Origin of the sequence: Aldersonia sp. NBC_00410 (genome assembly GCF_026342035.1) — a bacterium.
Taxonomy (GTDB): Bacteria; Actinomycetota; Actinomycetes; order Mycobacteriales; family Mycobacteriaceae; genus Aldersonia.
This window is the reverse complement of the sequence record NZ_JAPENM010000010.1, coordinates 68,420-80,443: the sequence shown is the minus strand read 5'-3', so window position 1 is coordinate 80,443 and position 12,024 is coordinate 68,420. Positions and strand designations below refer to the sequence as shown.

The following is a 12,024-nucleotide window of genomic DNA, read 5'->3' as shown; positions in this document are numbered from 1 at the left end:
CGGCTCATGCAGATACGTACGATCGGCCCGCACATCGTCGGCGCTACCGGCCTCGTCGTCCTCGGGCTCGCCGTGGCCGCCACGGTCGTCGGCGTGCAGGTCGAGGAGCCGGGCAGTGCCGCAACGACACATACGGCGCCGATCGTCGCACCCACGCCTGCCGTGCCGCCCGAGCACGACGTGATCTGCGCCGGACTGCGTGCCCGCCTCGACCTGGCCGTGCGCAACCACCCCAGTGACGCTGCCGGTGCACGGATCGCGAGCAACACTCTGCTGCAGCTGCACTGTTAGAACCGGCCGCGATGCGGATACGCTTCGGGCATGTCCTGGACCGATCTCGGCAAGAGCCGGGCAGTGCTGTTGACCACCTACCGCAAGGACGGCTCGGCCAAGGGAGTGCCGATCTGGGCCGCCCCGGACGGTGACCGGCTCGTGGTGTGGACGCAGGCCAGTTCCTACAAGGTCAAGCGAATCCGCCGCAATCCGGCTGTGGCGTTGCAGATTTGCGACATGCGCGGCAATACGAAGGGCGATGAGGTGCTGCACGGCACCGCCACCGTCCTCGACGCCGACGGCACCGAGCACGTGCGCAAGGTCATCTCGGGCAAATACGGGATCCTGGGCTGGCTCACGGTCAACACCAGCAAGCTGTTCCGCGGCGCGTCGGGCACCGTCGGAATCGCCATCGCGCAGACGCAGCCCTGACGAGGACCGCGGCATCGTGCTGATCCGGCGGGAAGGCGCGTGCGATTGCGCGGCCATCGGGGGCATTCCGCTACCCGGACGAGTTCTACCCACGGTAACTGGATCGGCGTAGGTAATTCACTACTCGGGTAGGACCGCGACCGAGATTGACGAGGTCGAGCACGCGTTGTTTTCCTCTTGCGCAGCCGCAGTCTTGGTTGCGTTGCGGTTCCCCAACCCCCGCAGCGCAACCATCCGAGGGAGAAAACAATGTTTGCTTCAGCACGCAAGACCGCAGGTCGCGCCGGGATCGTCGCCACGGCGATCGGGGCAGGAGCCGCCGCGCTGGTACTCACCGCACCGATGGCATCGGCCGAAGCGACCGACATCAACGTTGCCCCGTCGCTCGGGTCGAGCCAGTTCGGCACGGGCTGCACCTACGACGTCACCGTCGCCGTCAACGCGGCAACGCCGGTGTACCTCTACGACAACGGTGTGTCGGTGACCCCAGCACCGGTACAAGCCAGCGGCGGCACCGCGCCGTTCAAGTGGACGCCGACGACGCCGGGCGCGCACACCCTGACCGCATACCAGGGGCCCAACTACATCGCGAAGGACCACCTGGTGCAGGTCGGAAACGGGATCAACCTGGGCAGCGCCTGCGTGGTGCTCTGATCGGTAGTACACGAATCGGGCCGGGCGCGCACAGTGCCCGGCCCGATAGTGCGCGTTCGGACGGATAGCAAACGAAGGTTTCGTTCAGCACGAGCGCATCTCTCGACGTCTGGGCCGGCGAGTGATTGCGTGTTCCGGTGACTGTGCCATCCCATGCCCGCGGGTACGACAACTTCGCCGGCCGTGTCGGCCGTACGACGGACGACTCGACTCCCGACTGGAACGTGCCACCGAGCGCCCCACCCGGCGCGCCCAACGTCATCGTCGTGCTGATCGACGACATGGGCTACAGCGACATCGGACCGTTCGGTTCCGAGATCGACACGCCAACGCTGAACAGATTGGCGCACAACGGCATTAGGCTCACCAATTACCACACCACGCCACTGTGCTCACCCTCGCGGGCCGCGCTGCTGACCGGCCTCAATCCGCATCGCGCCGGGTACGGCTTCGTCGCGAATGCGGACCCGGGCTACCCGGGCCTGCGGCTCGAGCTTGCCGATGACGTCGCGACGTTGCCGGAAATTCTGCGGGACAACGGTTATGCCACCTACGCCGTGGGCAAATGGCACCTCGTCCGTGATGCGAACATGAGCCCGGGACGCACCCGCGATTCATGGCCGACACAACGTGGATTCGATCGGTATTACGGCTCGCTGGAAGGCCTGAATTCCTTCTATTACCCGAACCAGCTGGTCTCGGACAATTCGGTCGTCGACATCGAGGCCTACCCGGATGGCTACTACCTGACCGACGATCTGACCGACAAGGCGATCGGGTACCTGAAGGATCTGCGCGCCCACGACGCCGACAAGCCGTTCTTCCTCTACTTCGCCCATGTCGCGATGCACGGCCCCTTGCAGGCCAAGCCGAGCGACCAGGCCAAGTATCGCGGCCGATACGCCGAGGGTTGGGACCGGATCCGCGAGAACCGGTTCGCCGCCCAACTCGCGCAGGGCATATTCCCCCAAGGCACCCGCCAAGCGCCGCGCAACAGCGAACCCGGGTACGACGTACCGGCGTGGGAATCGCTGAGCCCCGCTGAGCAGGCGCGGTTCGCCCGGTACATGGAGGTGTACGCCGCGATGGTCGACAGCATCGACCAGAGCCTCGGCCGGATCCTCGACACCGTCGAGCAATACGGCGAACTCGACAACACCATCGTCGTGTTCACCTCCGACAATGGGGGTACTGCGGAAGGCGGGCCGAGCGGAACCCGTAGCTATTTCGCCGAATTTGCCCACGTCGGCGATCCGGACTGGGTCGGTGACGTCCCGCACGACGAGGACCTCATCGGCACCGCACGGCTCGGCGTGCACTACCCGCGCGGCTGGGGACAGACGTCGAACACGCCGTTCCGCTTCTACAAGGGGCAGACCTTTGCCGGTGGGGTGCGTGTCCCGTTCGTGCTTTCCTGGCCGGCGGGACTGAAGCGCGACACCGACGACGACGGTATCCGGCACCAGTACGCCTACGTCACCGATCTCGCACCGACGCTGCTCGACTTGGTCGGGATCGAGCCGTCCGGGGTGCGGCGCGGCCTACCTGCCAAAGAGTTCGACGGCGTCTCCGCAGTCGAGGTGTTGCGCTCGCCCGATGCAGACACCCGCCACACCGAGCAGTATGCGGAGATGACCGGGCATCGCGGCTTCTATCGCGACGGCTGGAAACTGCTGGCATTGCACGAGCCGGGCCGGCACATCGACGACCCGCGCTGGCAGTTGTTCGACCTGACGAACGATCCCACCGAACTCGACGATATTGCGAACCTCTACCCGGACAAAGTCGCCGAACTCGCGCACGCCTGGGATGAATCGGCCTGGGCGAACACCGTCTTCCCGCTGATCACCCGAGAGGATCTGACGCTCCGACGCCCGGCGGAGGCCCGACTCGGCGACCCCGTCCGGATCCTTGCCGGCGCCCCGACCCTCGAGCGGTACCGATCGTCTCGGCTGATCGCTTTCCGCGACTTCGATATCGCGGTCGCACTCGAGGGATATCGAAGCGGCGACAAGGGCGTACTGGTTGCGCACGGTGATCCGCAGGGCGGCTACCTGCTCTACATCGAGGATGGTCGGCTGATCTTCGGTTACAACGCCTACGGGCGGTACACCGCGATCGACGCGGGCGAGTTGAGCGACGGTGTCGGGTCGATCGAGGTGCGAACCGCGGTGGCTCCTCGGTTGACGTGGGACTTCACCGTGCGCGTGGACGGCGTCGACCGAGCCGCGCTGCCCGGGCGGGTGCAACTCGTCGGGATGGCGCCGTGGACCGGAATCTCGGTCGGCGTCGACGCCAGGGGACCGGTCTCGTGGGAGTTACGTGAGCGACGCGGGCCGTTCCGCTACACCGGCAACCTGGTGTCGGTCACCTACACCCCTGGCGCGGTGCAGGTCCCGCAGCAGGTGGTCCGAGAAGTGGAGCGCGAGGCCGAGTTCGCCGCCGAGTGAGGAAGTGTCCGGCGACGCGTCATCACGTCGCCTGACTCACCGAGGACATGTGGAAGTCCGGGATGCGCAGCGGTGGCATGGCCGCGCGGTTGAACCAGTCCTTCCACTCCCTGGGTAGGGTCTGCACGGTGGCGCCGGCCTCGGTGACCCGGCGCAGCAGGCCGAGCGGACTCTCGTTGAACCGGAAGTTGTTCACCGCGCCACGGACCTCACCGTCCTCGACGAGATACACCCCGTCCCGGGTGAGCCCGGTGAGCAGCAGGGTCGCCGGATCCACCTCCCTGATGTACCACAGGGTGGTGAGCAGTAGGCCTCGTTCGGTGCGCGCGACCATCTCTTCGATCGTCGCCGCGGAACCGCCGGCGAGCAGCAGGTTGTCACCGGGAACGGTGGGGACGGCATCGAATTCCCTTGCCGCCGCTCGCGGATACGCGAGTGCGTTGATAACGCCGTCGTGCACCCAGTCGACGCGTTCGGCACTCATGCCGTTGTCGAACACCGAAAGCGATTCGCTGGACGCGCCGGTCACCACGAAGGGGATATACCCGAGGCCGGGCGCGGCGGGGTCGCTGTACAGAGTCAGCGGAATCTCGTTGAGCTGCTCACCGATTCGGGTCCCGCCCGGCCGCGAAAGGGCGGTGTGGCCCTCGTGCGCACCACGTCCCTCCATCGACCAGACGAGGTAGATCAGCATGTCCGCCACCGTCGACGGCGGCATCAGCGTCTCGTACCTGCCGGCCGGCAGGTCGAAAGTCCTTGCCGCCCAATCCAGGCGGCGGTCGAGCTCGGCGAGGAGACCGGGAACGTCGACATCGGTGAAGTCGATCGTACCCGCGCCGGCCCAGGCGCTGGCCACCGCGCCGGGTTTCGCCGCGTCGCCGCGCTTCCCGTTGATCTCCACCGAACCTGTCGGCTGTACGAAATGGCGCCGCAGTCCGGTAGTGCTGCCCAGCCAGATGCTGTGCACCTGGTGGTGGGCGAATCCGTAGAGCCGGTCTGCGCCATCGAATCCCGTCGCGAGATCGGATGCGAGTCGGGAAAAGACCTCGATGCCCGTGCGGCCGGGCGCATCGTCCCAGCCCGGATCCACGATGTCGCCGGCGATCAGCGGCATCGCATCCACCGCGGCGACCGCGCCGCGCGCCGCGTCCTCGCTCGACCGGACCACGACGGCGATGTCGTCCGGATCGATGCTGCTCGACGTCACACTGCCCACCTTGGCGGTCGTGCCGTCCCGCACGATGGAGACCACGGTCCAGGTCCGCGTCGACGAAACGCCGTTCGTAGTCATCGAATTGCCCGCCCAGCGCAGCGACGCCTCGCTTTCGTCGATGACGATCACGATGGCCTCGTCCACGCTCGATGCCGCCAGTGCGCGATCGACGACCTCCTGTGCCGGGATCACTCGGATCCCCCTTCGCTTCGCGTGTTGAGAATGTTGACGCCGCGGACCAGGACCGACGGGCAACCGTGACTGACCGCCGCGACCTGCCCCGGCTGCGCCTTTCCGCAGTTCAGTGCGCCGCCGAGATGCCAGGTCGACCGCCCACCGACCGCCTCGAGCGAGTTCCAGAAGTCCGTTGTGGTGGCCTGGTAGGCGACGTCGCGCAATTGTCCGTCGAGCCGGCCGTTGCGGATCCGGAAGAATCGCTGGCCGGTGAACTGGAAGTTGTAGCGCTGCATGTCGATCGACCAGCTCTTGTCTCCGACCACATAGATCCCGTTTTCCACCCGGGCGATCAACTCCGCGGTGCTGGTGTCGGTCGCCGGGTCGGGTTGCAGCGATACGTTCGCCATTCGTTGAATCGGCACGTGGTGTGGCGAGTCGGCGTAGGAGCAGCCGTTGGAGCGGTCGAGACCGAGTCGCGGCGCGAACGCACGGTCGAGTTGGTAACCCACGAAGGTGCCATCCCGCACCAGGTCCCAGCGTTGCCCCGCCACGCCTTCGTCGTCGTACCCGACGGTGGCCAGGCCGTGTGGCTGTATCCGGTCCGCGGTCACCGTCATCACGGGCGATCCGTACTGCAGCGAGCCCAGCTTCTCCGGTGTCGCGAACGAGGTTCCGGCATAGGCGGATTCATAACCGATCGCGCGGTCGTACTCGGTGGCGTGACCGATCGATTCGTGGATGGTCAGCCACAAGTTGGTCGGGTCGATGACGAGATCGGTCGGGCCCGGCTCGACGCTCGGTGCCTTGACCTTCTCCGCCAGCCATTCCGGAATGCGGGCCAGTTCGGTGTCCCAGTCCCAGGCGACGCCCGTGAGGTACTCCCAGCCGCGACCGACCGGGGGCGCCAAAGTCCGCATCGTCTCGAAGCCACCCGCCGCCCGGTCGACCGCGGTCGCCTCCAGGGTCGGTTGCAGTCGAACCCGCTGCTGGGTGATCCGGGCCCCCGCCGAGTCGGCGTAGAACGTCTGCTCCTTCACCTGCTCGAGTCCCACCGTGACGTGGTCGACGCCATCGGATGCCGACAGTCGTGACGAGTACTCGGAGAGCAGTGCAACCTTGTCGGCGATCGGCACGACGAACGGGTCGATCTCGTACGGCGACACCCACTCCGCGTCGGCATACACCGGTTCATCGGCGAGTAGAACCTGTTCGCGGTTGAGCGAGCGCAGCGCCCGCGCGACGTCGACGGCGGTGTGCGCGGTACTCGCCGCAACGTCGGTGCTCAACTCGGCGTTGGAGGCGAATCCCCACGTTCCGTCCACCACGACTCGCACCGCGAGGCCGAGCTCGGTGGAATCGGTGATCGCGCGGACCGATCCGTCGCGAAGCCGGACGGATTGGCTTTGCAGGCGATGGACGCGGAACTCCGCATGCGTAGCTCCCGCCCCGCGGGCCGCGCTCAGCGCGGCATCGGCCAGCGCCGCCAGCGGCAGATCCCGGAAACGTTGGTCGACGCGTAGTGCTGCCGCGTCACCTCCGTGCGCATCGTTCACCTGCGCCACGCTAGCCGAACTCCTGCCAGCCCAGGCGGATCACCATGACGACCACGACGACGAGCAGTACGATCCGCACGAACCCGGCGCCCCGGCGCAGCGCCATCCGGGACCCGATCACCGACCCGACGATGTTCAGCCCGGCCATCGCCAACCCGAGAGACCACAGCACGTGCCCGGTGGCCGCGAAGTACACCAGCGCGCCGAAGTTCGAGCCGAGGTTGATCACCTTCGACATCGCCGCGCTGCGCACAAAATCGGTGCCGAGCAATGTCGCGAAGGCGATGATGAGGAATGTTCCGGTACCGGGACCGAGCAGGCCGTCGTAGAAGCCGAGCAGCCCGGCGACGATGCCGACGACCAGCGCGAAACGCCGCCGGCTCGGCGGGTGCGTCGCGAGGACCATCCCGACCTGCGGTCGCAGTGTCACGAAGACCGCGACACCCACCAACACCGCCATCACGATCGGAATGAACAGCGATTTGTCGATGAACGCCACGACCGACGCACCGACCGCGCTCGTCAGAGCGGCAAGCGCACCTGCGGGAGCCAGCACGCGCCACCGCATCGGCACCCGCCGCGAGAACGTCAACACTGCGGCTGCCGTCCCCGCGATCGCGGCAGACTTGTTGGTGCCCAGCGCAGTCTGCGGCGCCAGTGACGGCATGGTCACGAGCAGGGCGGGCAGCACGATGAGTCCGCCGCCGCCGACGACCGCATCCACCCAGCCCGCCGCGGCCGCGGCGGTCAGCAATACCGCCCAGTCGCCCGCAGTCATGGGCCCATTCGATCACGCCGCACACCGCTCGGCGGCCGTGCTATCCGAACGTGGTGCCCGAGAAACCGGGCCCGTCAGCCGACGGCGTGGCCGGCTGCTGTGGCGGTTTGCCGGGCAACCTCGCCGAGTCGCTCGAGGTCTGCGTGCAGCGCCGCGGTCCGGTTCCGATGCGGAGGCATGACCAGCACGACCACCGTTTCGAACCAGCGCGGCATCGCCAACATCTCGTAGGACAGCACGATGCGACTGCCGGTTCCCGCGGCGTGTACCGCGATGGTCCACTGCGTCGCGTCGCGGACGATGGTGCCGAAGGTGCGGTAGGTCAGCCGGGACGGAGCCCGGGCTTCGGTCACTGTGCAGACGCGTCCCCAACGGACGAGACCGACGCGGTTGCAGCCGCGGAACCGTGCGCCCGGCGCCGGCCCGGTCGCGCCGTCGAGCCATTGCCCGGTCCGACACTCGTGGCTCCATTCACCGATGCGGGTCACGTCCGAGACGACCGCCCATACCTGCTCGGGAGTGGCGTCGGTGATGGCTTCGACGTCGGTCGAACGCGGGATGCGGGGAAGTTTCACGATCGACCAACCTTTACCGGAAGTGGTTGTGATGGAACATCTTCAGCCGGGGTGCCGGCCCAGATGCGGGCAAGCTGCCGACGGTAGCGAGGACCGAGAATGCGCAGCAGGAGGAATCGCGGCACGGGTGGAACGACGTGGATCAAATGGTCGCGCGCGTCGTCATCGATACCGTCGAGCAGCCACATCGCCTCCTTGGCGAGCTTGCCCATGCTCTTCGGCTTGATGTTGAACTCCTCGTCCCACGCGCGCCACTGCGCGTCGGTGATACTGCTGGCGACCACCGGCATCATCTCGCGTTCCTCTCGCTCGAGGTGAGGCATCATCACCTCGGACAACGTGTCTAGGGCCCCGAGCAGTTCAATCGTCGGGCTGGGCTCGACCGGGCGGGATTGGGCCAGGCGATATGCACGGGCGGCTTCGGTCAGCCGATCCATCGCCGGCACGATCAGGTGATGGTCGGCATCCATTTGCCCGACCAGTGCGCCGGCGGCCGGATTTCGGCGAACGACGAGCGGGTAGAGCCCGTTGTCCTCTCCCGAGTGATGATCGTGCAGGAAGTCCATCAGCCACAGCACGTGATCGGCGACTGCGGTCCGCCGTTCGCCACGCGGTGGCTCATCGGCGGTCAGGAGGAGGCGGACGCGCAGCAGGTCGCGGCGCAGTGCCGAGTGCACGATCCCCATCATCTGCGTGTCGGCGGGGCCTTCGGGATTGATGTTCATGGTGTCTCCGGGAGTTCGAAAGGCGAGTCATCGAGCGTCGGTAGTGGAACGATGAGTCGCAGGATCGACTCTGCCAGCCAGGATTGATAGCGTTCGGGCGACCACCCCGCGGTTTCGACGAGAAGCAAATAGACGTCGGGGCTACCCACCGCCCAAATACCGTCCACCAGTTCAGGTTCGGGCTCGCGCCCGACTACGAGTGTGAGCCCGTCGTGGAAACTCGCGCGCCGCCGCGTCTGGATCTCGCGCTGCCGGTGCGCAAGTTCGGGGTCGGTGAGCGCGGCATGACCGAGGGTGCGGTCGAGTGGTGCGACACGCTTGTGCAGGTTTGTCAGCAATCGGGCAGTCGCGGCGGCTCTGGCGATGAGGCTGCCCGCGCCCATCGCCTGGAATTCGGGCCGCTGCGCCAACGGAACCGGTTCGTCGTCGCCGACGACGGCGATATCGATCGCGCGCTCGAGCAGATCGCTCTTGGTCCCTGCGCTTGCGTAGACGGTTTCCACCGACACGCCCGCAGCACGGGCGACATCGCGCATGCCGGTTGCCGACCAGCCGCGGGTACTGAACAGCTCGGCTGCGGCCGCGAAGACGGCCGCACGGGTCTCTTCGGCGGAAGCGCGCCGCCGCGACGAGTCGTAGGACCGTCGCGATGGTCGTTTCGGTTGTGTGCGGCGCTCGCCGGTGCTGGTCACACGACGAGTATGGAACAATCCTGCATTCAATACAAGTCTGTTCCGGCTAATTTATTCGTGCAGTTCAGGATAGGTGCAGCGGCTCCGGATCGGATTTGTGCGACAGGTCGGCGCCCGCGTCGGACTGCCCGCCCGCGGACCCGGCGGTGTCCGCGGTCGCGCCACATGGGCGCAATTGCACGATGATCGATTTCGATGTGGGGCAGTTGCTCTGCGCCGCGGTGGAGTCGAGCGGGACCAGGGGATTGGTCTCCGGGTAGTAGGCCGCCGCCGATCCGCGCGGCGTGTCGTAGGCGACGATTCGGAAGTCGCGTGCGCAGCGCACCCGATCGTCACCTTCCCAGTGGGTCACCAGATCGACGAAGTCCCCGTCCCGGTATCCGGCCGCGGTGATGTCGTCCGGATGCACGAACACCACGCGCCGCCCACCTTCGATACCGCGGTAGCGATCGCTGAGGCCGTAGATCGTGGTGTTGAATTGATCGTGGCTGCGGAAGGTTTGCAGGACAAGGTGATTCGGTGGCACTTGCAGCACTTCGATCGGGGACACCGCGAATTCGGCGCGGCCCGACTTCGTCGGGAAGGTGCGCGTGTCACGCGGCGGGTGCGGCATGACGAAGCCGCCCGGCCGCCGGGCGTTCACCTCGTACCCCGCGCAGCCCGGAACGACCCGCGAGATGTGTTCGCGGATCGCGCGATAGTCCTCGCGCATCCCGCGCCATTCGATGCCGTACCGGTCGCCGAGCGCGGCCTCCGCGATGCGGGTGACGATGTCCACCTCCGACTTGAGATATGGACTCGCCGGCTCCAGTGGTCCGCGCGAGGCATGCACCGAACACGTCGAGTCCTCGACGGTGACGAACTGCGCACCGCCGGCCTGAATGTCTCGCTCCGTGCGCCCTTTCGTCGGCAGAATCAGAGCGGTGTCACCGCACACCAGATGGGAACGGTTGATTTTCGTGGAGACCTGCACCGTCATCCGCGCGTTTCGCATGGCTTCGAACGTGATGTCGGTATCCGGCGCGGCCTGCACGAAATTGCCACCGAGTCCCATGAAGAAATGCGCCTTGCCGTCCCGCAACGCGCGTACCGAATCCACCGTGTCGTGGCCGTTCTCGCGTGGCGGCTCGAAGTTGAACTCCTTGGCCAACGCGTCCAGGAAGTGCGCGGGCGGACGCTCCCAGATGCCCATCGTACGGTCGCCCTGCACGTTCGAATGTCCGCGAACCGGGAAGAGTCCCGCACCCGGCTTGCCGATATTGCCTTGCGCGAAGGCCAGATTCGCGACTTCCTTGATCGTCGCCACGGCATTGTGATGCTGCGTCAGACCCATCGCCCAGCAGAAAACGGTCGCCTTCGAATCGCGCAACATCTGCGCCGCTGCGGTGATCTGCTCCCTGGACAGCCCGGTGGTCTCGACGACTGCGTCCCAGTCGATGGCGGTGACGTGTTCGCGCCACAACTCGAAACCGATCGTGTACGGGTCGATGAATTCCCGATCGAGCGCGTCCCATTCCACCAGCAACGCGCCGAACGCCTGGAACAGGGCGAGGTCGCCATTGAGCTTGACCGGCAGATGTAGATCCGAGAGATCGGTGCCGGGACCGACGACGCCACGCGGTGTCTGCGGGTTCTTGAAGTTGACCAACCCGGCCTCGCGCAGGGGATTGATCGAGAGGATCTTCGCGCCGTTGTGCTTGGCCTTGTCGAGGGCGGTCAGCATTCGTGGGTGGTTCGTGCCGGGATTCTGGCCGGCCAGCACGATCAGATCCGCGGTGTACACGTCGTCGAGCGTGACGCTCGCCTTGCCGATCCCGATCGATTCCTGCAGCGCGATGCTCGTCGACTCGTGGCACATGTTCGAACAGTCGGGCAGATTGTTGGTGCCGAATGCTCGCACGAACAACTGGTAGACAAACGCCGCCTCGTTGGACGTCCGACCGGAGGTGTAGAAAATCGCCTCGTCCGGCGAATCGAGCGACTGCAATTCGTTCCCGATCAGTTCGAACGCGTCATCCCACGAGATCGGCTCGTAGTGCGTGCCGCCAGGGCGCTTGATCATCGGCTCGGTGATCCGACCCTGCTGACCGAGCCAGTGTTCGGAGCGCGCATCGAGTTCGGCGATGCTGTGCCTGGCGAAGAACTCCGGGGTGGCGCGGTCCCGAGTGGCTTCCTCTGCAACGGCCTTTGCACCGTTCTCGCAGAATTCGGCGGTGTGCCGGTGGTCGGGGTCGGGCCACGCGCAACTCATGCAGTCGAAGCCCTCGGCCTGATTCAGGGTGAGCAACGTCTTCGCGGTGCGCCGCGGGCCCATCCGCTCGAGAGCGCGCTTCATCGACACCGCGACCGCGGTCGCCCCGGCAGCGTGATCCTTGGGCGATCCGACCGTGAGATCGGATTCCTCGTAGTCGGGCCGGTCCGTCTTGTTCCGCTTCATCGCCGCCTCCAGAGTCACCCGCAACGCCCGAAGCGGTGAACCACCGCAGCGTGCCGTTGCCTCTT

At 66.5% G+C, this 12,024-nt stretch carries 11 protein-coding genes; 4 read left to right on the top strand and 7 right to left on the bottom strand.

The window, feature by feature from the left end; all coding sequences use genetic code 11:
- Positions 1 to 6 precede the first annotated feature (6 nt).
- From OG921_RS21820 to OG921_RS21805, 4 genes are all read left to right on the top strand, one after another.
- On the top strand, positions 7 to 291 hold the full coding sequence (locus OG921_RS21820; protein ID WP_266114635.1) for a hypothetical protein: 285 nt from the start codon (positions 7 to 9) through the stop codon (positions 289 to 291).
- 30 nt (positions 292 to 321) lie between these two features.
- Entirely contained in the window at positions 322 to 705 is a 384-nt protein-coding gene (locus OG921_RS21815) for a PPOX class F420-dependent oxidoreductase (protein ID WP_266114634.1), read from the top strand.
- Between the two features lie 249 nt (positions 706 to 954).
- Complete coding sequence (locus OG921_RS21810; RefSeq protein ID WP_266114633.1) at positions 955 to 1,359, top strand: hypothetical protein; 405 nt, start codon at positions 955 to 957, stop codon at positions 1,357 to 1,359.
- A 137-nt stretch (positions 1,360 to 1,496) separates the two neighbouring features.
- Positions 1,497 to 3,809, top strand: coding sequence for an arylsulfatase (locus OG921_RS21805; RefSeq protein ID WP_266114632.1), 2,313 nt, complete (start codon positions 1,497 to 1,499; stop codon positions 3,807 to 3,809).
- A 22-nt stretch (positions 3,810 to 3,831) separates the two neighbouring features.
- On the opposite strand, the gene OG921_RS21800 is transcribed toward OG921_RS21805, so the two are convergent.
- From OG921_RS21800 to OG921_RS21770, 7 genes are all read right to left on the bottom strand, one after another.
- Positions 3,832 to 5,214 (bottom strand): metallopeptidase TldD-related protein, encoded by a 1,383-nt coding sequence (locus tag OG921_RS21800; protein ID WP_266114631.1) that lies wholly within the window; start codon positions 5,212 to 5,214, stop codon positions 3,832 to 3,834.
- On the bottom strand, positions 5,211 to 6,752 hold the full coding sequence (locus OG921_RS21795) for a TldD/PmbA family protein (protein ID WP_266114630.1): 1,542 nt from the start codon (positions 6,750 to 6,752) through the stop codon (positions 5,211 to 5,213). Before OG921_RS21795 ends, OG921_RS21800 begins: the two co-directional genes overlap by 4 nt.
- Positions 6,753 to 6,762: 10 nt before the next feature.
- The gene (locus OG921_RS21790) at positions 6,763 to 7,530 is read right to left on the bottom strand and encodes a TSUP family transporter (RefSeq protein WP_266114629.1); all 768 of its coding nucleotides are present in this window, start codon (positions 7,528 to 7,530) and stop codon (positions 6,763 to 6,765) included.
- A 74-nt stretch (positions 7,531 to 7,604) separates the two neighbouring features.
- On the bottom strand, positions 7,605 to 8,105 hold the full coding sequence (locus tag OG921_RS21785) for an SRPBCC family protein (RefSeq protein ID WP_266114628.1): 501 nt from the start codon (positions 8,103 to 8,105) through the stop codon (positions 7,605 to 7,607).
- On the bottom strand, positions 8,102 to 8,830 hold the full coding sequence (locus tag OG921_RS21780; RefSeq protein ID WP_266114627.1) for a hemerythrin domain-containing protein: 729 nt from the start codon (positions 8,828 to 8,830) through the stop codon (positions 8,102 to 8,104). The genes OG921_RS21785 and OG921_RS21780 overlap by 4 nt, the downstream gene beginning before the upstream one ends.
- The gene (locus OG921_RS21775) at positions 8,827 to 9,522 is read right to left on the bottom strand and encodes a TetR/AcrR family transcriptional regulator (RefSeq protein ID WP_266114626.1); all 696 of its coding nucleotides are present in this window, start codon (positions 9,520 to 9,522) and stop codon (positions 8,827 to 8,829) included. The genes OG921_RS21780 and OG921_RS21775 overlap by 4 nt, the downstream gene beginning before the upstream one ends.
- A 64-nt stretch (positions 9,523 to 9,586) precedes the next feature.
- A complete protein-coding gene (locus OG921_RS21770; RefSeq protein WP_266114625.1) occupies positions 9,587 to 11,959 on the bottom strand; it encodes an FdhF/YdeP family oxidoreductase in 2,373 nt (790 codons plus the stop codon).
- Positions 11,960 to 12,024 lie beyond the last annotated feature (65 nt).

Coding starts and splice junctions, on each gene's coding strand:
- OG921_RS21820 (WP_266114635.1), top strand. CDS start 7: ATGCAGATACGTACGATCGGCCCGCACATCGTCGGCGCTACCGGCCTC.
- OG921_RS21815 (WP_266114634.1), top strand. CDS start 322: ATGTCCTGGACCGATCTCGGCAAGAGCCGGGCAGTGCTGTTGACCACC.
- OG921_RS21810 (WP_266114633.1), top strand. CDS start 955: ATGTTTGCTTCAGCACGCAAGACCGCAGGTCGCGCCGGGATCGTCGCC.
- OG921_RS21790 (WP_266114629.1), bottom strand. CDS start 7,530: ATGACTGCGGGCGACTGGGCGGTATTGCTGACCGCCGCGGCCGCGGCG.
- OG921_RS21780 (WP_266114627.1), bottom strand. CDS start 8,830: ATGAACATCAATCCCGAAGGCCCCGCCGACACGCAGATGATGGGGATC.
- OG921_RS21770 (WP_266114625.1), bottom strand. CDS start 11,959: ATGAAGCGGAACAAGACGGACCGGCCCGACTACGAGGAATCCGATCTC.